Genomic DNA, 22,542 nt, shown 5'->3' with positions numbered 1-22,542 from the left:
GGTCAGAATACCAATCGCACCAATTCCGGATCCCGCCACAAGGTGACCGGCACCGGCTGCCGGACCAGGGCCGCGTCGGCACGGATCTCGGCCGGGCTGGCCGCCGCGATCAGCACGGACGTAACCGCGGCATGCCTTGCCGGGAAGGCGAGTGCTGCCTGCGGTAACGAAACGCCGTACCGCTCGCAGACGGCGGAGATGCGCCGTGCCCGGATCGCGACGGGATCGCTGGACTTCTCGCTCTGCAGGATCGGCCGGGTCAGGATGCCCGACACGATCACCGAGATGCCGCGGGCCAGGCAACGATCCAGCAGCGGCGCCGCGGACTGGTCGAGGAGCGAGTACTGCCCGGACAGCAACACGCAATCCAGAGCCACATCGCGCACCAGTCCATCGAGCAGCCGCCAGTCCCCCGACGCCACTCCGATTGCCTTGATCTCTCCCCTACGCCGCAACACTTGCAGCACCGGGTACGCCGCCTCGAGCGCAGCGTCGTCGGGGTCGCGGACGAGCACCAGGTCGACCGCGAGGCCGAGCCTTTTCACACTCGTCCGCACCGACGCGCCGGCGTCCGCACCGACGACCTTGGTGGACACGAGGAACTCACTGCGCGGCCGCCGCTGCAGCGCCGTACCAAGACGTCGTTCCGACTCTCCGTACGCCGGGGAGGTGTCGAAGAACCGGATGCCGGCCTGGTACGCCGCGTCCACGGTGGCGACCGCGGCCGCGTCACCGTCCGGACCCGGTGGTTCGCCGAGACGTGAACCGCTCAGCCCGAAGCGGGGCGGCCGGAACCTGCTTACCGAGGTGGGCGCGAGCGCTCGGCTGGGAGCGGCCATCGCACTGTCACCTCCCATGGTCGGCAGTACCTACCAGGATCGGTGAGACGCGACGACTTCGCATCCCGAACCTGCCCGCCTCAGAGGGCCGGCGTGGGCCGGTGCCGGGGTTCGAGGGTCGCCTAGTGCTGGAGAGTGCGCTTGCCTGGGGCATCGATCGCGACCGCCGTCACCGCTCGGGCGGCGGACAGGATCACGAGATGCTGATCCAGGACGGGTCGCTCGACGGGGAGCTGAAGGTGACCGACGTACCGAGAACGCTACGGCCGAGGTAGCGCGGGTCGACCGTGTCCACCACGAGGACCAGGTGGTTGCCGGCCGGGACCTCCCAACTGGTCGCCTCGAGTCTCAGGTCGATCGGGACGGCCTTGCCTGGAGTCGCGTCGCGCAGGGTGAACGGCTTGTGCGCGATCAGCGAGCCGACACCGAGCGCGTTGACGTCGTACAGGTAGGCGAAGAGCGAGGTGTTCGGACCGGACGGCTCGACCGTCAGATGCAGCTTCGGTGTGCCGTTGACGATCGCGCCACTGGTGTAGACCGGGCCGGACCAGACGCCCGCGAACGACCTGTCCACGAGTGGAGTCGCGACCGCGGTCGGGATCGACAGAAGCCCTTGCAGTGCGCCGGAAACGAGCACCACGCCGCTGTCCGCCAGGGTCGGGACGCCAGCGGCGATGTGACTGGTCCACCCTGTCGAGGCCTTTGTCTGGAGACTGCCGGTCCGCGACAACCCGGTCGGCTTGGTGAGGTACGCCGTACGCGGCTGCCCGATGGCGGCCCAGTTCGGGTACCCACGCCAGACGCCGCGTTGCGACTTCAGCTGGACCGGCGCCTCGGCGTCGGCACCGTTGTCCGCGCCGCCGATGTAGTGCCGCAGCCAGGCCGCGAGCTCGTCCCAGGTCTCGTTGGGCAGGCCGATCGCGCCGGGCACCTCAGGGGTCGAGTGGTCGCCGTGCGCGAGCAGCAGCCGCTTCGGGCCGGTCAGCCGGGTGAAGAAGTCCGTGTACTGCGAGGGCGGGAAGATCGAGTCCTCGAACGCGTTGGCCAGGAACATCGCCGGCGCGTTCGCGTTGATCTGGTCGACCATCGTCGCGGCCGACCTGACCGGCGCCAACTGCTTGGCCTCGGCGATCGCGCCGTCGAAGTTGCCGGTGACGAACTTGGTCTGCAGCGAGGCCATCTCCGGACCCGGACGGCCAGTGATGTTGCCGAGGGCAAGCAGGCCCGCGACCGACTGGAGCGCCACCGTGTCGTTCGGATCGAGTGACGCGATCAGGTCGGCCCAGCCGCTCATCGCGCCGACCGCCTTGATCCGCGGGTCCTGCGCGCTCGCGAGCAGCGAAGTGCCCGCGCCGTACGAGATCCCGACCGCGGCGACCCGGCTGGTGTCGGCCGGCGTGTGCTGGTCGGCCCAGTCGATCACTTTGCTGACGTCGGCGACGGTCGGCGGGCCAGCGATGTCGATGCCGCCGCCGGAGTCCCAGAAGCCGCGACTCGAGTACGCGATGACCTGGAACCCGGACTTGGCCAGCTTCGCGCCCTGGCCGACGTACTCGACGTTCGGCACACCCCAACTCGACGGCATCACCACGAGCGGGAACGGCCCGTCGCCCTGGCCGGTCGGCGTCAGCACGACGGCGCCGATTCCGGTCCCGCCCGCGCCGGGGATGCGCTGGTACGACGTACTGAAGCCTGGCGCGGACTGGTCGGCCTCGGCGCGCGGACCGATGGTGATCAGGGCGAGCGCAACGGCAAGGGCGACAGCGAGGGCGGCTGCGAGTCTGCGCACGTGGGACCTCCATCGAGAATTACTGGAGGGTAACCAAAAGCTGTCGCTGTGTCACTACCTCGGCACGGTGAGTGCCGGATCCACTCCGGTCGCCTCGATCGACCACTGCCACAGCCGCTGGGCCAGGTCAGGGTCCCGCGCGGTCCGGGTGGGACGCGCGAGCGCCGGTTTGCCGCGGAACCCGAGGAAGCTGGGGCCGACGTACGAGCCGGGAGGCAGGTCTGGGCTGGTCGCGGCGTACAGGCTCGGCCAGGCGCCTATCGCGGCGGACTGCGCGAACAGCGTGTTCCCGATGCGCATCACGTTGGCCATGAATCGCTGGCCGGCGAGCTCCGGGCCGTTGGTCTGCAGGTGGGTGGACGCGTAGCCGGGATGCGCGCCGGCGCTCAGCAGCTTCACGCCGGCGGCGCGAGCGCGGCGCTCGAGTTCGAGCATGAAGAGCACGTTGGCGAGCTTCGACTTCCCGTACGCGTCCCACTTGGAGTAGCCGCTGGCGGGCCGCCGGAAGTCCGCCTGCGCGATCCCGCGGACGGTCGTGTGCATGAACGAGCTGACCGTCACGACCCGGGCCGCGGGCGCCTGGACCAGCAACGGCAGCAGGCGGCCGGTGAGGGCGAAATGCCCGAGATGGTTGGTGCCGATCTGGAGCTCGAAACCGTCCTTGGTCTGCAGGTACGGCGTCGCCATCACGCCGGCGTTGTTCACGAGCAGATCGAGCGCGTCGTACGTCGCGGTGAGCTTGCCGGCCGCCTGCTCGACACTCGCCAGATCGGCCAGGTCCAGCTCGACGACGGTGGGCTGCCGGCCGGAGGCGTCGGCAAGTGCTTGGGAGACCTTGGCGGCCTTCTCCGGATCGCGCGCGCCGATGAGCACCTCGGCGCCGTGTCTCAGCAGTTCGAGCGCCGTCTCGTACCCAAGCCCGCTGGTGGCGCCGGTGACCAGCGCGCGTCGTCCGGTCAGGTCGGGGATGTCCGCCGTACTCCAGGTCATGCGCCCACAGTAGTTGTGGGCGCACAACCTGGAGCGACCGTCAGAGGATCTTGCGCGCCTTGAAGGCGTCGGTCACCTGCAGCGCGGCGGCCTTGCCGTAGAGCAGCCGGGCGGCCTGGACGGTGTCCTGTGCCGCGGCCTTGAACGACGTGTCCGGGTCGTAGAAGAACGTCGCCTCGAGGATCACCTTGTTGGCCTTGGTCCGGCCGAGCGCCCGGTTGATGTCCCAGAGCGCGTTCGACCAGATCTCACCGTCGTCGTGCACCTCGCCGACGATGTCGTCGGTGGTCTTGCCGGTGTCGGTACGACGCAGGCAGTGCGGCTCGGTGCTGGTGTACGACGTCGAGTCCCAGTCCATCACGCAGGGCAGCTCGAAGCCCTTGCTGACCGGCTCGGACATGGTGACGGCCCAGTAGTCGCCGAAGCCCTCACCCATCGAGCCCGCCTCGAGCGACGCGCCGAAGCCCGGCACCACGTCGTCCTGCATCGCGTGACCGTACTCGTGCCAGATCACCTCGGCGTCCTCGGCGTCGTCGACGCCGCCTTCGCCCATCGTGATCATGTCGTCGTCCGGCGAGTAGAACGAGTTGTCGCCGGCGAACGTGTTGATCGAGAAGTCCTGCGACTCGTTGTTCACCTCGGTGAAGCCCAGTTGGTGGATGTACTCCTGCGTCTGGTTGACGTGGTAGTACGCCATCACCTGCTCGAACTTGTTGTTCGCGCGCTGGTAGACGAAGGTGTTGTTCTTGCTCTGTGCGACCCCGCCCTTGGCGTCGGCGATGTTCACATACGTGCCGTTGAGCTTGCCGGAGCCGTCCAGGTTCCGCAGGATCACGTTCTTCTGCGCCAGGAACAGGGCGTCCTGGTTCTTGTCGTTCTGGTCGGTCAGCTTCTCGTTCTTCTCGCTGACCACCGGGTTCGGGTCGAACACCGAGCCGTGGCCGTCGATGTTCTGGCTGACCACCTTCGACTCGACCACGGTGCCGCTCTTGGCGTCGACCAGAGACTGACTGACGCCCTCGGCCGACTTGCTGGTCACCTTCCACACGACCCGCGCGTCCTTGCCGCCGACGACGGCGAGCTGGGCCGCGCCCTGGGTGGCGGCCGGCGCCGGTACGGCGTCCTTGTGCGGCCCGGCGATCCGGGCCCGGGTAGCGCGAGCACTGACCACGCTGTTCGCGCTGCTCGTTGCTGTTGCCGCAGGCACCTTCACCGACACGTCCAGATTCGCCGGTATGGCGTCCCGGCCGTCGGCGATCTCGACGCCGCCGCCCTTGGTCTCGTGCTTGGCGTAGTACCCGTTGACGACGGGCAGGCCCTTGAAGGTCTGCTGGTACCAGTAGTGCTTGCCGAGCAGCGACGTCTTGGTCCTGATCAACTTCAGGTTGCCCAGGGTCGTGGTCTCCGGCGCGGCCCCCGCGGCGCTGGTGACGGACAGCCCGAGCGAAATGGTGGCCAGTCCGGCGGTGACGGCCACGACCGCCTTGCGGCGTTTCGTCATACGTTCCCTCCCACAGTTGACGAACCCGTTCGTGTTGCGTGATGCAACAACTACGATCCGTCGAGACCCTAGTTCGCCCGGGCACCCGCTGGGAAGCGGAACTTCCCGCCATTCCGGCGCCGCAAGGGAAAACCTTGCTGGTGAATAGAGGACTGAAGCTGGCCGCTTCTTCTCCTATCGTCGAACCCGACGGACAGGAGAGGATCCCGCCATGACCAAGCTGAGCCTGCAGGCCCTGAATCGCGCCACCCTGGAGCGGCAGTGGCTGCTCGAACGCCGGGACGCGACCGCGCTGGAGGCGATCGAGCATCTCGTCGGCATGCAGGCGCAGTCACCACTGGCGCCGTACGTCGGATTGTGGACACGGCTGCGGTCCTTCCAGCCGGAGGAACTCGCCAAACTGCTGGAGGAGCGGCAGGTGGTCCGGGGTTCGATGATGCGGGCGACGATCCACCTGATGTCGAGCCGTGACTTCCTCGCATTCCGGCCGCTGATCCAGCCGCGGCTCGAGCGGGAAGTGTTCCAGAACATGACGTACGGCCGGCATCGCCTCGAGGGTCTCGACATCGGCGCCGTACTGCGAGCCGGCATCGACCGCATGACCGCCGGCCCGGCGACCGCCGTACAACTGCGTGAGCACCTCGGCCCGCTCTGGCCCGACCGCGAACCAGCCGCGCTGGCCCACGCCGTACGCTGCCTGCTCCCCACCATCCAGACCCCACCCCGCGGCATCTGGGGCAAGGGCGGCAACCCCGCCATGTCCACCGCCGACCTCTGGCTCAACTCCCCCGTCGACCCCGCCGCCTCCACCGACCCGGTCCCGTCCCTCGAGCGCCTCGTCCTGCGCTACCTGGCCGCATACGGCCCCGCCTCGGTCGCGGACGCCCAAACCTGGTCCGGCCTCACCCGCCTCACCGAGATCTTCGACCGCCTGGACCTCCGCCCCTACACCGACGCCACCACCGGCCGAACCCTCTACGACCTCCCCACCATCCCCCTCCCCACCGAAGACATAGAAGCCCCCACCCGCTTCCTCCCCGAATTCGACAACCTCCTCCTATCCCACGCCAACCGAACCCGCTGGATAGACACCCCCACCCGCCAATCCCTGACCCTCCAAGAAGCCCTGACCAAAGGCTCAGTCCTCCACAACGGCCAAGCAAAAGCGCTGTGGAAACTCACCCAAGCCACAAAATCTCAGGCCACCCTCGAAATAGCCCCCTTCGTCCCCCTGACCCGCAGCGCCTGGATCGCTATCGAATCCGAAGCCCACAACCTCCTGACGTTCACCAACCCGGGCGCAACTCACCAGGTCGATCGTCTCGCCGCCTGACGCACAGCAGCCCGACCACAAGGGTCGGGCTGCTGTGTCCCGTACTTACGCGCGCCGAATCTGCAAGAGCAGAGCCGACACCGCAGCCACGAGCGGCAAAAGCCCCGGAGAGAACACCGCGACCACGGCAACCAAGATCAGGAAAACCTGAGCAGTCTGCCTGAGCAAACCATTCAAAGTCCCCATCAACGAGGTCAACGCAACCAGGTTGGCATTCCAACGCTCAACTCTCTTCTCAAAAGATGTGCGCTTGTAACGGGTGTTAGCGACAGCCATAGGATCCAGCTCCTGATGGACAGGTGAAAGACCGCCACGAGCTGCGCTAACAACCACAAGGCGAATCGATCACAAGTGAACGAAAGCACCATGTGGTACCTCTGTCTGTGCCTTAAAGGCTAGCAACCGGCCGCCCGAAGCCGCCAGATCACTGTGCATCCGGGTACACGCGTCCGGTAGGGTTCTGTTGTCGGTGGAGGTGCGCTAACACCGTTGAAGCCGATGAGACCGCGGCGCATCAAGAGGATCCAGCTCCGTGCGCCGCGGTCTGCTTATGCCCGCAGGTTGACCAGGACAGGCCCGACCCGAGCACCGTTCGACCGCGCCAGCGAGATCAGCGCATGCCCCGCCGGAACGCCGGTGATGATGTCTGAGACCGTCCAGCGAGCCCGCTCGACTCGGCGAGCGCTGTACCCAGATGTGTGACTCTGGGACCGCCCACCTACCGATCCGAACTCGTCGTACCGGACTCCTGACGTGGCGCTCCGGTTGATCGTCGTCTCGGTGATGTACTGATCCCCGAACCAGCGCGAGAAGACGTCGGCGTCTTCTGGGTCGATCCCACCAAACACAGCTTTACAACCTGTAGATCCGAACACGGTCGCACGAACGTCCGGCGGGAAGTCCGAGATCGTCTGGGTCAGCAACACCAGGCCCGCGTTGTTGGACCGCAGTTTCTGTACACCCCGGGCCACGTAGTCGTCGACGAATCGACCGGCTTCGTCGATCACGAGCCCCTTGAAGATCGATCGATCGGTCTCACTCGACGAGGTGATCTGCACGAACTGCGATACGACCAGCCGAGCGAGGATCCGTGAGGCGTCCGGGTACTCCGCCTCCGGCAGCGAGACCCGAACACGGACAGGCCGATTGAGATCCCGCATCTGGAACGTTGGACCTGGGTGATCGAGCAGCCTGCGCAAGGCAGGCCGGTCGAGCAGGGCAAACCTCTCGACGAGACTTGCGGCCGGATCCACGGACCGATGAGTCTGGGCCCGCCGAGTGTCCAGAAGGGCCTTCATCTCCTTGGAGCCAGAGCCCTTTAGACGAGACTTGACTCCGTCCATCGCTGATTGGTCAGCACGAAGTAATCCCAGCAATTCAGGGACTGTCGGCCAACGCTCATAGGCTGCCTCGAACGGCGCCAGACATGCGTAGAGCGCATTCTTCGAGGCATCGATGAAGTAGGCCTTGTCGTCGCTGACGCGCGGCGGTAGCAACGCCGATGCGAGGCGATCTGCGGCGACGTCGGCGGTCTTCGACCCACCGAACAGGCTGAAACCGCAGGTCGGATTGAGGGGATCGATCGTGACGTCGAACCAGCCGTCATAGGCGAAGTCCGTGGACTTGGGATCGATGACGACCATGCTCGCCTTGCCGGTCAACGCGGCAAGCGAGAGGTGCTCGACGATCGGTATCGCGATGCCGCGGGTCTTCCCAGAACCGGGCGGCCCGATCACCAGAAGGGAGGTCCGCAGAACATCCAGGTCCAGCCCGAAATCTCCTACGACCTCGTAGTCGCTGCGATGATCGGGTACGACCTCACCAAGCCGTACTTGGCCGGCCAAGAGGTTGTGAAGGGCGAATCGTGTGCCCGGAAGGTTTCGCTGACGGGACGGATGGACCAGCGCCGCACCGTGGTCCTGTTGAACGGCCTCAGCCAAGCGCTCCAACTCTCCGGCGTCATGTCCCGAGCGTCCGATGACGTGGGCGATCCGGGCTCGGTCGACGTCGCCGAGGTCCGCTGCAGCCGCGAGCTCGTCCAACTGCCGGGCAAGATCGGCATGCGACGTACGAATCGCGTCCCAAGGCTGCCGCATGGATTGAGATCCGGGTGGTGGCGCCTGTTCCGTTTCGTCGGGAACCCCGGCGAGGGCGGAGAGCTTTCTCTTCAGCGCCTCGAATTGTTCTCGGCGTTTGTTCATGATCCCGAGGCTTTCAGGTAACGCTCGAGAGTCCTGATCCGATCAGCGACAGATGGATGGGTCGCGTAGAGAGCCCCGCGCCAGCCGGCGGCTCGCCTGGCCACATCGTCCCCCTGCGACTGCAAGTCATACAGGAAGGCGATCGTGTCACGCGCGTAGCCCAGTTCGGCAGCCACGCGATCAGCCATCAACTCGGATCTGCGAGCAAACCAGGCCAACGGAATCGGCACCAGGAATGGCACGATGGCGTAGCCTGCCCAGTCCCATTTCCCGAAGAGCAGCGAGTTCAGTACCAGCCCGCCGATGGCGAGCGCGAAGAACCCCACGATCAGGCAACCCAAAGCAGGAACCCGCGCGCCGAGCCGGAACAAGGCCTGCACGAAGGAGACGACCAAGCGTCCCGGCTGGGCATACCAGAACACGAGCAAGGTTGCCCAGGGGTGGCCCCCACGGTGATGACCCAACTCGTGCGCCAGTACCGCCTGTAGTTGTCTCGGAGGAAGATTGTTCAACGTCCACCGCGTGACCGCAACCGATCGGCCGGCCACCGCGGCCCCGTTGATGGTGTCGGATTCCTCGACCCACAGCTTGTAATAACCCGGGTCCACGCCGACGCGACTACAGACGGCACTCCAAGCGATGTCGAGCTTCTGCTGCTCCATCAGTGTCGGCTTACGAAGACGATAGAGGTACTTCGCGATGTAGTCCTCGGTTGGCGGCAAGACGATTACAAGGCCCGACAAGATCCACAAGACGACGATCAACAGGCCGAGCCAGCCGGTTGAGATCCACGAGGCCACCGAGGAAACAACACCGAAGCTCCACAGCGCCCAAGGGATCCCAAGTAGGAGTTCCGCAGCTGACGGGACCGAGATCCGCACACCCTGCGGCGAAGGCTTCTGCTGTGCAGGCTGATCGATGGGGCTGAAGGAACCCGGGGTGCTATCAGGAGCGTCTGGCGCCCCGCCACCTCTGCGACTCTGTGGCGGCGGTTGCCAGTCGTCGGCTGAGAATGAGCCTGGCCGGTCGTCGTGCCCGTCAGATGCGTTCATCGGACACCTCCCGCGCCGCTAGGCGACCCACAGTCGACACCTTTCGCCTCGTCCTATCACGATTGTCCAAGATCCAACCTGTTCAGCGGAGGTCACCTCAATACATCGACACGTGCACGTGGTCGTAGTGTCCACCGGTGGCATCGCTCGGATCGTAGACACCGCCTCCGTTGTACGGACGCCACTGACCCGTACGGGCACTCCAAATCTTTCCGTACCAGATGACATATCGCACGCCGGTCTTCGCGGCCGTCTGGATCGCCCAGTTCGCGTACCGGTCCCCCTTCGCCCGGACAGCCGGTAACTTGCGGCTGTCACCACCGACGAAGACGTCGCAAGCTCGGCCCTTTGGATGGTCGCTGGTCGGGTTCCACGCGTGCGCGTCCCAGCACGACATACTGGGGTTCTGCAACGCGGTTCGGGCGGCCGCCACCCAGGCTGCGGTTCGCGGCGTCAGCTTCCCGCCCGTCCCTGTCGGATCTGGGACAGTCTGTTCTTCAGGCGGCCAATTCCCTGCCACAGGTCGACCATTGATCAGTCCTCCCCCGCACTCACCATCCGCTTGGGAAGGCGTCGGTGCTCCGCCGTTTTGGCCACCGCCGGAGCGACCAGCGTACGGATCGCCCGAACGGTTCAGATCGATGCCTGCCTCCTCGGCAATTCCACGTGCAGTGTCTTCCTGGCGCGCGTAGGCGTCAGGGAACGCGGAGACCTGGACAGACTGCGCAGCAACGGTGTACGGCATCGACTCCCAGCCGCTGATGTCCACCAGTCCGGGCGGACTAGGAGGATTCGCTCCACCGAAGAAGGCTTCGGTTGCATACACCGGATTCAGGATTTGCCGAACCGTTCCCCAGCCCGCCGATGGACGTTGCTGGAAGAGTCCTACCGAATCGCGATCGCCATAGGTCAGGTTCTGGAGCTGAGACTCTTGGAGGGCTGTCATCAGCGCGACCAACGTCGCCTGGCCCGGCAGACCGCGCTGTACCGCGACCTGATCGATGATCTTGGCGTACGAGATCTGGACCGCCCGCAACGGACCACGCGTCTCGGGATCGTGTACGTCCCCTGGCATGCCAGGTGGACAGGCAGCAGTGACCTGATCGCCGCTCGCGCCGAACGGGGCAAGTATGACCACGGCCATGACCGCCAGCAGAGCACCGATTCCTGCGATCTTAGGTGCAATGCTCTTGGCACCCGCCAGTCCCGCCGCCTCAGCAAGGTCCCGACCGCTAAACACGCACACCGTCCAGCCGCGATGTCACGGGCCAGTCCCACCGTCAACCGCGCTGACACGCCATGGTTGTCCATCGCGCACAACTGTCACGAGCAATGGCACATCAAACGTGCTGGCGCCCTTTCCAGTCGTCTGAACCTTGACGGTGACAAGACGCGTGATTCTGGTCGGCGTATCGGTCGGCGCTGTATCGGGCCGCGGCGTGACCGTGGTTACTGACAGCACTTTCGAGGAGCCACCCGCCGTTCGCAGAGCGTCGTAGGTGGCGTCTCCTGCGCTGGAGAAGCTATCCGCAAGTTCTGGGGTCGTGAACCGAGCGGCCCGGTCCACGAGTTGCTCGTAGGTCTCGGTGGCGGGCGTGCGCTTGTAGAAGAGGTTGGCCCAACTCCGTACCGTCGTGTCCGCTGCGGCGGTCGCCTCCGCGCCGGGGCGCTCGGTCTGCGGGGGTGGGGTCGAGAGCGGTTCGGACGAAGCACCAGAGGGCTCAGATGCGGAGGGTTGCGAAGAGCCGGGCTCGCTGAGTTGCGGCGCACTCGGGCTCAGTAGTCCCGCTGGCTCTTGACCCGAATTCCGGCCGAAGAGGCGTGGCAGCCCTCCTCCAACGCCTAGAACGATGATCGCCAGAAGGACGATGACAGCTATCACTCCGGCCGGACTGGCCGGCTCGCTTCGCCTGCGGTCACGCAACTCGGCACGTTGGCGGGCTGCATCCTCCCTACGACGCTGACGGCGCGATCCGGCCTCGGCACTCTTGGTCGAGTCCACAGATTCGCCGGTCGACGATGCACCTCTCTCCCGCTCGCGACGTCGTGCCACGATTGCTCACCGTCCACCGGTCGGGCGACCAGACAGACCGCCGGTCCGTACGGCCGCGTACTCCCGGTAGGACCGTGAGGTCGAGACGGGCTGCTTGCGGATCTCCCGAGCGCGCTTCGGCGGCCCCGCACGCAGACTCGCCGAGTGAAGCAGCACACGGCGAGGCTCGTAGCCACCGTTTCGTAGTTGAGCGGCCGTCGTTGTCGGCTTCGCATGCCGCCCTGAACTGCGGGCACTCGATGTGGCGCCAGAGACACCGGCTGGCTTGCTGTGCTCGACCGAGCCGCCCTTGAAGATCGTGTCCTTCGTCCGACCAGCACTGTCGCCCCGTCGACCGGGCTTGGTCCCTGCGACGGACGCAATGACAGGCGCGGTGGGTGGACGACCCGAACCTCGTCTGGAGCCGGACGGACGCCTGCCTGCGGAGTCGCCAGTGGACCGTCCTGGCGAACCCGGGCCGCCGGCTTTGTGCACTTCATCGCTCCCCTGCGGCGTGCGACCTCCGAGCGGCGGCATGGTGCGATAGCTCCGGTTGCTCTCGACGCGCTCGTCAGGAGCGCTCTCCCCTGGCCGACGGCGACCGTCCTTTGGCCGCTCCGCCGTAGCAGGCGCCGATCCACGACTACGAAGAGCGGTAACCACACGGCGCACGGCTTGCACTGCCCCGCGACGCGCATACGACCCCATCATCATGCTGCCGATGCCGGGGCGCATCATCGAGGTGACACTCTCGAGCAGACGTCGTAGCCGCCACGACGCGACCAATACCACAAGGGCGAGGCAAGTGACCGGCAGCCAGCCAAGCGTGTCACTCATGCTGAAGACGGCCGTCAGCATCGACAGCGCGATGCCGAACACAAGCATGGCTGCGACTGACTGGAGAATGAGGCCTAGTAACGACTCGAGCCAGTTCATTCCCCATTGACGCGATCGTCCTGGCACGATGAACAGGCACGCGAAGATGACGCCGACGACCAGAAGCACCAGGCAACCTACGAATGCCATCAACGCAGTCGCAGCAAGACCGATGATGAGGTACGCGTAGATGGCAGCCGCGACGGCCGCGACGAGGAGGACGCCGACACGTCCGAAGGCATTCTCGCCCTTCGCCCACTTCACGGTAGGAGCGTCAGAGCTTCCCTCTCCCTTGACGACCTGGTTGTTGATGTAATCCATCCTCTTGTCGGCATCAACACCCGTGTCCAGCAGGCCTTTGCCGTATCGCTGACATGCCTTGATCGATCCGAACTCGGCAATACACCAAGGCGTCGCGGCGAACCCGCGCCAAGCAGCGTCACCGGACTTCCGCAACATGGTGTCCCTGGACGTGCCTGTGAATGCCGGCTGTGGCATCTCGATCGGTGTCTTGAGGGTCTCGCCCAGCACCTGATCCGATGCACCCATGACGGTCTGCGCGCCCACCTGTCGTGCGCCGTCAACGCCCTTCAGCCAGGTGGCAGCGCCGAAAGCAAGGCTGATCGCCAGGAGACCGGCGGCAAACACCCAAACAAGTTGGCCGAAGGCCGTGCCGCTCGACCGCCGATGGACATACGCCGCGATTGCCCCGAAAGCAAGGGCCGTCGGCAACAACCATGCGGTCAACTGACCGCTGATGCCGCCGATCGCACCGGACGTCGCGTTCATCAGCGGACGGATGTCGGTAAAGGAGAACAGCCACCACCCAACCGATATCCCGGCCCTGGTAGCCGCGACAACGAACATCATCAGGAGTTGGGCGAACGAGTTGAAGATCGGTCGCAGTGGGTCGCGCAGACTTCCCTCGTAGTCAAGGCTGAACGCCATCGGGTTGTACTGCTCGAAGAGCGTCCGAGTATCCCCGTGAGTCAGGTCAGGTGTCGGCAGCAGGTCTGCGAATCCGGCTGGAGTCGTCTGCTGATCCGGGTCGGCTGCGAGGGCGGCCTGGCTGGTGATGATCAGGGAGATGGCGAGGACGGTTAGCGCCGTGCGGGTTCGGCGCTGCCATCTCATGCGACGTGCTCCTTGTTGGAGGAGGGGCGCTGGGGGTCGTTGTCGGGGGTGGCGTTGCCGTTGGGGGCGGGTTGGTACATGGCCTCGTTGTAGGCGGCTTCGTCCGCCTCTTGGTCGTAGACCTCGTCGGGGCCGATGGGGGATTCGTAGCGGGTGGGGTGGTGGTGGTCGTGGTCGTGGCCGTTGGGGGTGGGCGGGTGGCCGTTTTGCTGGGCTACTGGTTGGGGGGCGGTGGATGGGTCAGCTGAGGTGGGTTGGGGCTCGGCTGGCGCCATCGGGGGGATGGGGTGGTCGGCTGGGGGCGGGGGTGATTGGTTGGGCTCGGTTGATGCCGACGTGGGGGCGGGTGATGCCTCTGATGCGGCCGAGCCGTTGGACGCGTACGCACGGTCGGCTGAGCCGTTGGACGCGTACGCAGGGTTGGCTGAGCCGTTTGGGGCGTACGCGGGGGCTTCTGAGCCGTTGGGGGCGTAGGTGGGGTCGGCTGGTGCGTCTGGCGTGTTGGCAGGGGTGGTTGCGCCGTTTTGGGTGTGGGCTGTGGGGGTGTTGGCCGGGTCCGGGGAGCCGTTGGGGGCGTAGGCCGGGGGCACCTCGGTGGGGGCCGGGGGCGGCTCGTCGGGGAGGTGGGTGTGGGCTTCGGCTTGGGCTGTGGCGGTGGCGGCTGGTTCGAAGGTTTCGGCTTCGTCTTCGGCGAAGGGGTCTTCGGGTTCGTGCGCCGCGATGACGGGCTGGGCCGGCTGGACGTCGTGCTCGGATTCGGGGGTGGTGCGGAGGAGGGCGGCCACGCGTTCGCTCGGGATGTCGATCTGGACGGTGGCTACCTCGTCCCAGCGGTCGCGCATGATGCAGTGGCCGTGGCGGATGCTCTTGCCGTTGGCGGCGGTGTTGATGCCGCGGACGAGCGTCTGGTACGGCGGTGTCTGCGGGCGACCGAGCAGCTCGAGCAGCGAGTCGACCTGCTCGCGGGAACGCAGGCTGAACGCGAACAGCGTGGTGATCTGCTCGACCAGACCCGGGAGCTTCAGGATCGACGCGGGGTCCTGGGTGTCCAGCACCAGGGACGCGCCGAGCGCTCGGCCGACACGGGCGATGTAGTCCAGGAAGGACGCGCCGTCAGGGGTCTTCGTGAGCAGGTGGACCTCAGGCACGATGACGACCTTGGACCGGCCACGGAACTCGCGACGGCCGGTGGTCCGGACCATCCACGCCAGGCAACCGCGCAGACAAGCCATGCCGACACGTTCGATCGGCGACCAGGACTCCGGCGCCGACTCGGGCGAGGGCAGTGTAAGTCCGGGCATCTGAACGACCCAGAGACCCGGATTGGTAGTCAGCGACGACAGACCGGACGGCGGACCGGCAACGACCGAACCGAGGCCGGTCTCCACCAGGTCGCGCAACGCAAAACCAACAGTCCGGGTCGTCTCCGAGTCGGCGTTGCACAGCCGCTGGATGACACCCCACGACGAGGGATCGGGCGACTGGATCTCCGCACGGGTCGCGGCAACGACCGGAGCCTCGGCCGCACCCCGCAGATGCGGCGGGAGCAACAGCATCAGCTGCGACGGAGCCTGCAGCAACGCGTCGTCAACGGGCAGCACCCGCAGCAGGTCAGCAGCACCGGAGAACTGTGCCGTGATCTCGATGACAGCAGTCGGTACGCCGTACTCCGCGGCGACTGCGGACACGCCGGCCGCGTCACCCTTCAGGTCGAGCAGTGGCACCCACGCGCCGGCGAACGCGGAGTCGAGACCACCCATCATCGCGGCGGTCGTCTTGCCTCGACCGGACCGGCCCAGGAACAGCGTTGTCGTCGCGTCACCGAGTGCAGAACCGGCGGCCGCGTCGAAACGCACCAGACCGGGTGTCGACCCGGTCAGATAGCCGATGGCAGGTCCAGTGGCGTCACCGATCGACGCACCGCCCCAGAACCAGGAGCCGAAGAACGCGGTCGATTCACGCACATGTCCGAGGTCGGGCACGCGCAACTGGTCGCCTGGCAGGGATTCCAGCCACAGGTCGCGCTGCTCGTCCGCGCCCGGGGCCACGGTGATACCGCGGTCGGCGTAGTGCGCGATGACGGCGTCGACGTACGCCTCGAGATCCTCGCGGGTGTCCGCGCTGACCAGCAGACGAGGGTGGTCCTCGACCAGGGTCAGTCCACTGCGGTTGATGTCTCGCTTCACCTCGCGCATGATGCGCTCGGTCTCGACGATCTCGTCGGCGGTCTCCTCCGCAGTGCCCTTCGCGGCGGACCGGCGCTGTTCCTTGGCGCTCTTGCGGGTCTCGTCGACCAGGTTCCGCGCGGTCTTCTTGGTCAGCACGCGGAAGCGCACCGACGCCTCGACGGTGACGTCGATCTCGTCGCCGTCGTCGTCGATCGCCTTGATCTCGGACAGCGTGCGAAGCCACTCCCCCGCACCCGGCGTCTCGAGCTCCTCGGGGAAGTCTGTCATCGCCAGCACGGTCGTGTACGCCGCGATCTGGCCGCGGGTGTCGTAGATGCGCAGGTGATCGGTGTACGGCACCACTCGGCCGGAGGTGAGCCGGGCCAGCGCGGCACCGGTGATGAGGCCGCGGCGGGGCGCGGCCACGGCTCCGCGGTGCATCTCGCGGCTGACCAGCCAGGAGATCACCTCGGCCGGCGCGGTGTGCGCCCGCCAGACGGTGGAACCGAGCTGCCGCGCAAGCTTGCGGACCCGCTCGTCCAGGTGCGCGAGCTCACGGGCGCTGACCCGCCAGGAGGTCGTACCGAGGGCGTCGCTGATCGAACCGCGGACCTGTGCGGTCGCCCGCGGGTCACGGTCGGACAGGTGTACGCCGAGCGCGACGTATCGCTCGGGCATCCGCATCTCGTCGATGCGGTCGGCGCGAGTCTGCGCCCAGGCCTCGTGGTCGCCAAGACGGTAGTGGCCGGCCACGGAGTCGATGTAGTCCTGGCCGGTGGAGCGGCCCCAGACCACCTTCAGATGGCTGAGTCGGTCGCCCAGGATGGTCGCGGCAGCGCTGACCGCGGCGTCCAGGGCAGCGTCCTGCTCTGCCTCGGTGGCGAGGTCGGTGTTCGCCACCGAGATCAGAAACCACGCCTCCGCACTGCGCTCGGTCACCAGCAGGCCGTCGGCGATGGCCACCAGCCGAGGCGGCGGCAGACCGCGCTCGCGGCCGACGCCGACCAGGTTCAGGAGTTTGTCAGCGATCTTCATCGTTGGCCCTTCCGCTCCGATCGGCTCAGCCCTGATGACGAGTTCCTGCGACTGACCCGTTGCACGTGGTCCGCGCCGAGCAATCGGGCCCGCTGGTTCACGGTGATGTCCGCACCCGCGCGGACCATCGGATCCAGCTCCACCACGACCTCGCGTTCCCACTCCGGCGTCACTCTGGCCTTCGCCAGGTTGGCCACCTTCTGGGTCGCGACGCGCTCACGCCATGGCAGGTACTCCGTCTTGTCGGCGGCCCGGGCGCCGAGACCGATGATCGGGCGGTGGGCGCGCAACGCGTAGCGGACGGCCAGCGCCCACTCGGTCACGCGGCGGCGGCGTTCGTGGAACTTACCGGGGCGCCAGCCGAACGCGGTGATCACGAACGGCGGAACGACGTACAGGCTGACGGTGGGCTTCTTCGGCACCCCGATGAACGGGATGAGCAGTGCCACCCAGAGGACGATGATGACAGCTCCGAAGATGATCATCCGGCGCCGGGCGCCTTCTCCCAGGTCGATGCCCAACAGGTCGTACTGCCGGGTCTCGATCTCGAAGTGGTGGGTCAGGGTACGGCCGACGCGCATTCAGCTACCTCCGGACAGCAATCCCCAAAAGCCCTTCAGCACATTGATGGTCTGGTTGTTGGCGTAGATCAGCCCGCCGACCAGGACCCCGGCCGCAATGTGCCCGAACAGCTCGCCCCACTCGCGCTTGAAGTAGTGCCCGATGGCGCGCAGTACGAGGATGGCGATGAAGATGTTCCCCGCGATGACCAGCACCCAGTCCTTGAAGTCCGCACCCGTGGGGACATTGGGGTCGGCCAGCGGCGCGGCGAGCTGCACCACGCTCGCGGCCAGTTCGTGAGTCGTCATTGCGGTGTCTCCCTTGTTGCCTTGGTGATCCGATGGCCAGTCGCTGGATTCATCCGACGGCAGCCACTTGCCATCGTTGTGCTCCGTCCGTGGCGACAGTACGCCTCAACGTGAGCGTGTACGTCTGGTCGAGGGTGGTATCGCCCGCCCCGTCCCAGGTGACGGCCGCGGTCGCCCGCCGCTCGTCGTCATTGCCGGTATAGACCTGCCAATCCTTCAGCTCACCGAACTTCACCGCACCGTTCAGGCTGCGGATGGTGGAGCCTGGCGCGGTCACCGCCGAAACCTTGTTGTCCGACTCCGCGTACGCACCGAAGAACGCCTCGGCGTCCTTCAGCGTGGCCGCGGTCAGGTCGTCGTCCGGAGCGCTGGCCTCGGGCATGTTGTCCGGCAGCGGCACGCGCACATCCGGCACGAACGTCGGCGGCCCACTGGCCACCACCCGCGATGCGGTCCGGGCAACCGGAACGGACACCCGCTCCCACGTGGCCGCCCCCGCGGTCCACACCTTCCCCTTCTTCACATACGGACGGACTTCCACTCGTACGTCGACCACTGCGGTGACGCCACCGGAGTCGACCGTGACCTGGCCCGGGTAGGCGCGGTCCGCGGTCTGCTTGCCGCGGCCGTTCCAGCCGGCGCGGCTGTCCAGGCCGGCGGCCAGGTCAAGCCCGATCTGGGCCGGCCGGGCATCCGGTTCGTCCTCGTCCCAGTTCAGGTATGACACGGCGTAGCGAGTCGCGATCGCGCGGGCCTCGTCGGACGGGAAGTTGCTCTGCCCGCTGACCACCGTCTCGGGCGCCCGGTTCGGACTGATCCATGAACGGACGCCACTGATGGCAGCCAGCAGCAGCACGACGACCACCAGGCCGCGGAAGAACCTGCGCGCCCACGTGGAGAACGACGACTCGGACTCGGTCGACCATGGCGCCTGGCCGGGCTCGTACACCTCGCGGACCGGGACCGGGGCCGGTGCGGCGTGCGCACCATGAGACGATCGCTGTTTCAAACGTTCGGGTGGGCGCTGTCCAGGTTGCGAAGGCTCAGGCGGACGAGAGGAGGGACGACGTGGTGGTGCCATCACACCGCCGGCCGGCGGTGGCGCCTGCTGCGGGGTCGAGTACTGCGCCGCTACGCCCTGTGCCTGGCGAGGGGTGGGTGACACCGGGCCATCCGGGTGGTCCCACCACTCCGGTGCGGTGTTCTGCGGCCGTCCCTTGCCCGGCTTCTTCGTACGCCGCTGGTCCGACCAATGCTCACCTCTTGGCGGCAGATTCAGCAACGTTCGCCACCAACTCATCGCTACCCGCCCCTCAGACAGCAGTTACGCGGACAGTAGCCGGGAGAATACGGCAAGCGACTGCCCTCCGGGAGACCTGAGACCAGGATCCGGATGCTCCATCGCTCCCCGCAGTCATACTGTTACCCAACTCGCGGGCAGTGTCACACTCATCGGGCAAGAGTGACACCTTCGGCACCGTCGTCATAGCTCCTCTCTCATGCCCGCTCCGGTCGATCGGGCAGCGCACACCATGCCACACGCCGCGGACAGGTTCGAAAATCCGTGCGAACAACATGGTAAAGAACAGATCAAGTGATCACAGATAGTAACGGATCTGCGGGTCCAGCCTGTGGAAAACTCTCCCGTGGCGAGGGGTCAAAACGGCATACTCCGGGCATAGGGTCCGATGCATCCCTGCTACCCCTGGAGGACCAGGATGGAAACACGCCGACTGGGCAGACTCGGGCACGAGAGCTCGGTGCTGATCTACGGCGCGGCCTCGCTCGGCGGGGTCGACCAGGATCGGGCCGACGCCTCGATCCTGGAGGCCCTGGACGCCGGCATCAACCACTTCGACGTCGCCGCCGACTATGGCGACGCGGAGCTGCGGCTCGGCCCGCGGATGCCGGAGATCCGCGACCGCATCTTCCTCGCCACCAAGACCGGCCGCCGGACCTTCGAGGAGGCCTGGAGCGAGATCAACCGGTCGCTGGAGCGACTGCAGACCGACCACGTCGACCTGATCCAGATGCACGCCGTCTGCGATCTGGAGAACCTCGACCTCGTCACCGGCAAGGGTGGCTCGCTGGAGGCGGCGATCCGCGCCAAGGACGAGGGCATGGTACGGGCCATCGGCATCACCGGCCACACCGCTCAGGCACCGTCGGTGCACACCGAGGGTCTGCGCCGGTTCGACTTCGACAGCGTTCTCACACCTCTCAACTACCGCCTCTCGACGGATCCGCAGTACGCCGCCGACTACGCGGCGCTGGTGGAGGCGATCAAGGCCTCCGACGCGGCGCTGATGACGATCAAGATGATTGCCCGGCGCAACTGGCGTGAGGGTGAGGAGAAGTCGTACGACACCTGGTACCGGCCATTCGACGAGCAGCGCTACATCACGGCCGCGACCGCCTGGCTGCTGAACGGTCATCCGGAGATCACCGGCCTGGCCACGGCCGGCGAGACCCGGCTGCTGCAGCAGATGATCGTCGCCGAGCGGCAGCGGGCCGACCTCACCCCGGAAGCCGCCGCGTCGATCCTGGACGAGGTGAAGGACTACACGTCACCCTTCGTGGACATTCCGATCTGATTCCGCGTGTCCCAGGTCACAGTCCGGCATCCGGATAGCGGGCAATCCGTACGGCGTACGAGGTCACTGATCTGGTACGCCGTATCGCTCGGGAACACTGCGAGGCGAGGCGGTGTTGAAAGGTCCGTAGTCGTCTAACTTCGGAGGTCGTAGTGGCAACGGTCGAGCTGACCCAGGACAACTTCAACGAGGTGGTCGGTACCGACGGCCTGATCCTGGTTGATTTCTGGGCAGAGTGGTGTGGCCCGTGCAAGATGTTCGGTCCCGTGTTCGAGAAGTCGTCCGAGCAGCACACGGACATCACGTTCGGCAAGGTCGACACGGAAGCCCAGGTCGAGCTGGCGCAAGCGTTCGACATCAGGTCGATCCCGACCTTGATGGCGGTGCGCGACGGCGTCGTCCTGTACTCGCAGCCCGGCGCGCTTCCGGCCGCCAACCTGGAAGACCTGATCGGCCAGCTGCGTGCGGTCGACATGGAAGAGGTCCGGGCCCAGATCGCCGCCCATGAGGCGGAGCACGGCGCGGAACCGCACACGCACTGATTCAAACAGTTCACAGAATCCGGGAGCTCGCTCAGAGCTTCCGGATTCTTTCTGCCAGCTCGCGTCTTCCCGGCCCGTACTGGATCTGCTGGTTGGAGTCGATCGCGTCCTTGAGCTTGGTGCGTTCGGCTGCCGAGAAGTGGCCCCAACCGCCCAGCACCAACTTCATCGCGTGGTAGTGCTCGTTCCCTGTCAGTGGCCGTTTGAGGGCTTCGACCAGGATCTCGCTGTCGATCAGTGACAGATCGCCCTCCATGAGTCCGAGGGCCAGCACGCGGACGATCGGCGAGCCGAGCGTAAACATGTCCTTCACCTCGGCCCGGTCGAACTTCTCGACCGCGGAGGCATTCGACACCCTCTGCAGGATCCGGTCGAGCATCGCGCCCCGAACCTCCGTCAGCTCGACGCCGCGCATCTCGGTGTAGATCGTCGCGTACGCATCGAGCTCCTGCTCCATCCCGAGACGTCGCAGGGTCTCCGCACTCTTGCGCGCGTTGTCGGCGATCTGCTCGATCAGCTGGATCTCGAAGTGCCCGGCCTTCATCGACCGGAGGCGATCCACGACCGCCGGCATGATCGCGAGCACGACCCCGCCTCCGAGCACGATCAGCAACTCGACTTCGCCCACCCCGACGAAGAGACCGACGATTGCGGCGGCACACAATGCGCCGCCTGCCGAGAGCCACAGGATCCGGGCGACGACAGTCAGCCGCCTCAGTGTCGAGTCGGTCGAAGACTGCGTGGCCGACGGACGCCGGGGAACTGCACCAAGGCCAGGCCCGGGGTTCGGCGCTGCGTGCTGAGGGTTGGTGGGCTGCGGGGTGGTGGCTTGGTTGAGTTCGAACGTGTGGAGGTCGCTGCCGCCTCCGGGTGGGACAGGCTCCTGGGTGTACGGCCACGAGCCGCTCGTCGAACCGCGGTCCGGACCTGCAGGGCGATCGTCGGACATCCGGGCTGCCTCTCACCTCGTCGTGCGTTCAGCCGATCGTGCTCCGCGGGCGGCCGTTCGGCAACCACCTGGCGGCAGGTGGCTGCAACGGCCGGCTGAGGGTGTCAGGAGTCGCGGGAGCTGAGGACGCAGAACTCGTTGCCTTCGGGATCGGCGAGGACAGTCCAGCTGGGCTCGTCGGGCTGGCCCACGTTGACGCGACTGGCGCCAAGGGTTTCCAGGCGGGCGATCTCGGCGTCGCGGTCCTGGCTGGTGTGCGGTGCGAGGTCGAGGTGCAGCCGGTTCTTCACCGTCTTGCCCTCCGGCACCGGGACGAAGACCATGCCCGGCCCGATCCGCTCCCACGGCGTGTTGTTCATGGCCTCCTCGTCCACCCAACCGGGGATGTTCACGCACTCGGTGTCGGTCTCGTAGATCGTCTTCCAGTCGAGCGCCTCCGCCCACCAGGCGGCCTGCTTGCGTACGTCGTGACAATCGACCACCACCGTGTACCACCGCAGCGCCATGAATGCCCTCCTCGTCGTTGAGGAGAACACCCTGACACGCGGGACCGACAGAAAACGAAGAGCGGGCCCTGGGCAGGGGATCTCAGCCAGGGCCCGCTCTTGGGGCTGACCGGGGCGGCGGAGGTGACCGGC

Annotated in this window: 18 protein-coding genes; 3 read left to right on the top strand and 15 right to left on the bottom strand. The window is 66.5% G+C overall.

Features of this window, described 5'->3' with window-relative positions; all coding sequences use genetic code 11:
• Window positions 1–2: 2 nt before the first annotated feature.
• The 4 genes from E0H75_RS13600 to E0H75_RS13585 all read right to left on the bottom strand — a co-directional run bounded on the left by E0H75_RS13600 (window position 3) and on the right by E0H75_RS13585 (window position 5,119).
• Entirely contained in the window at window positions 3–839 is an 837-nt protein-coding gene (locus E0H75_RS13600) for an aldo/keto reductase (protein ID WP_165553711.1), read from the bottom strand.
• 193 nt (window positions 840–1,032) lie between these two features.
• Window positions 1,033–2,628 carry a CocE/NonD family hydrolase gene (locus E0H75_RS13595; protein ID WP_131513847.1) on the bottom strand — a complete coding sequence of 532 codons (1,596 nt, stop codon included), beginning with the start codon at window positions 2,626–2,628 and terminating at the stop codon, window positions 1,033–1,035.
• 54 nt (window positions 2,629–2,682) lie between these two features.
• Window positions 2,683–3,618 carry an oxidoreductase gene (locus E0H75_RS13590; RefSeq protein ID WP_131513846.1) on the bottom strand — a complete coding sequence of 312 codons (936 nt, stop codon included), beginning with the start codon at window positions 3,616–3,618 and terminating at the stop codon, window positions 2,683–2,685.
• A 40-nt stretch (window positions 3,619–3,658) separates the two neighbouring features.
• A complete protein-coding gene (locus E0H75_RS13585) occupies window positions 3,659–5,119 on the bottom strand; it encodes a M36 family metallopeptidase (protein WP_131513845.1) in 1,461 nt (486 codons plus the stop codon).
• 211 nt (window positions 5,120–5,330) lie between these two features.
• Here E0H75_RS13585 and E0H75_RS13580 point away from each other — a divergent pair, with 211 nt between their 5' ends.
• Window positions 5,331–6,452 carry a winged helix DNA-binding domain-containing protein gene (locus tag E0H75_RS13580; RefSeq protein ID WP_131513844.1) on the top strand — a complete coding sequence of 374 codons (1,122 nt, stop codon included), beginning with the start codon at window positions 5,331–5,333 and terminating at the stop codon, window positions 6,450–6,452.
• Between the two features lie 45 nt (window positions 6,453–6,497).
• Here the strand turns inward: E0H75_RS13580 and E0H75_RS13575 are convergent, their stop codons facing one another.
• From E0H75_RS13575 to E0H75_RS13535, 9 genes are all read right to left on the bottom strand, one after another.
• Window positions 6,498–6,728, bottom strand: coding sequence for a hypothetical protein (locus E0H75_RS13575; RefSeq protein WP_131513843.1), 231 nt, complete (start codon window positions 6,726–6,728; stop codon window positions 6,498–6,500).
• A gap of 272 nt (window positions 6,729–7,000) precedes the next feature.
• Window positions 7,001–8,653 (bottom strand): type IV secretory system conjugative DNA transfer family protein, encoded by a 1,653-nt coding sequence (locus E0H75_RS13570; RefSeq protein WP_131513842.1) that lies wholly within the window; start codon window positions 8,651–8,653, stop codon window positions 7,001–7,003.
• Complete coding sequence (locus E0H75_RS13565; protein ID WP_165553710.1) at window positions 8,650–9,453, bottom strand: M48 family metalloprotease; 804 nt, start codon at window positions 9,451–9,453, stop codon at window positions 8,650–8,652. The genes E0H75_RS13570 and E0H75_RS13565 overlap by 4 nt, the downstream gene beginning before the upstream one ends.
• Before the next feature lie 349 nt (window positions 9,454–9,802).
• Window positions 9,803–10,849 carry a VldE C-terminal domain-containing protein gene (locus tag E0H75_RS13560; protein ID WP_131513840.1) on the bottom strand — a complete coding sequence of 349 codons (1,047 nt, stop codon included), beginning with the start codon at window positions 10,847–10,849 and terminating at the stop codon, window positions 9,803–9,805.
• A gap of 915 nt (window positions 10,850–11,764) precedes the next feature.
• Window positions 11,765–13,561, bottom strand: a complete 1,797-nt coding sequence (locus E0H75_RS13555; protein ID WP_165553708.1) for a type IV secretion system protein — start codon at window positions 13,559–13,561, stop codon at window positions 11,765–11,767.
• Window positions 13,562–13,743: 182 nt separating this feature from the next.
• On the bottom strand, window positions 13,744–16,950 hold the full coding sequence (locus E0H75_RS13550) for an ATP-binding protein (protein WP_131513838.1): 3,207 nt from the start codon (window positions 16,948–16,950) through the stop codon (window positions 13,744–13,746).
• A complete protein-coding gene (locus tag E0H75_RS13545; RefSeq protein ID WP_131513837.1) occupies window positions 16,947–17,531 on the bottom strand; it encodes a hypothetical protein in 585 nt (194 codons plus the stop codon). Before E0H75_RS13545 ends, E0H75_RS13550 begins: the two co-directional genes overlap by 4 nt.
• Window positions 17,532–17,819: a hypothetical protein gene (locus tag E0H75_RS13540; protein WP_131350394.1), complete on the bottom strand. Its 288-nt coding sequence runs from the start codon at window positions 17,817–17,819 to the stop codon at window positions 17,532–17,534.
• A 49-nt stretch (window positions 17,820–17,868) separates the two neighbouring features.
• A complete protein-coding gene (locus tag E0H75_RS13535) occupies window positions 17,869–18,768 on the bottom strand; it encodes a conjugal transfer protein (protein ID WP_165553705.1) in 900 nt (299 codons plus the stop codon).
• Between the two features lie 769 nt (window positions 18,769–19,537).
• On the opposite strand from E0H75_RS13535, the gene E0H75_RS13530 reads away from it, so the two are divergent.
• Window positions 19,538–20,413, top strand: a complete 876-nt coding sequence (locus E0H75_RS13530) for an aldo/keto reductase (RefSeq protein ID WP_131513835.1) — start codon at window positions 19,538–19,540, stop codon at window positions 20,411–20,413.
• Window positions 20,414–20,565: 152 nt separating this feature from the next.
• Window positions 20,566–20,955: a thioredoxin gene (trxA, locus tag E0H75_RS13525; RefSeq protein WP_131513834.1), complete on the top strand. Its 390-nt coding sequence runs from the start codon at window positions 20,566–20,568 to the stop codon at window positions 20,953–20,955.
• 31 nt (window positions 20,956–20,986) lie between these two features.
• Here the strand turns inward: trxA and E0H75_RS13520 are convergent, their stop codons facing one another.
• Entirely contained in the window at window positions 20,987–21,904 is a 918-nt protein-coding gene (locus tag E0H75_RS13520; protein WP_131513833.1) for a hypothetical protein, read from the bottom strand.
• A gap of 104 nt (window positions 21,905–22,008) precedes the next feature.
• On the bottom strand, window positions 22,009–22,410 hold the full coding sequence (locus tag E0H75_RS13515) for a VOC family protein (RefSeq protein WP_131513832.1): 402 nt from the start codon (window positions 22,408–22,410) through the stop codon (window positions 22,009–22,011).
• Between the last annotated feature and the right edge of the window lie 132 nt (window positions 22,411–22,542).

This window comes from Kribbella capetownensis (assembly GCF_004331485.1).
GTDB classification, from domain to species: Bacteria; Actinomycetota; Actinomycetes; order Propionibacteriales; family Kribbellaceae; genus Kribbella; species Kribbella capetownensis.
This window is presented reverse-complemented; position numbering and strand designations above follow the sequence as displayed.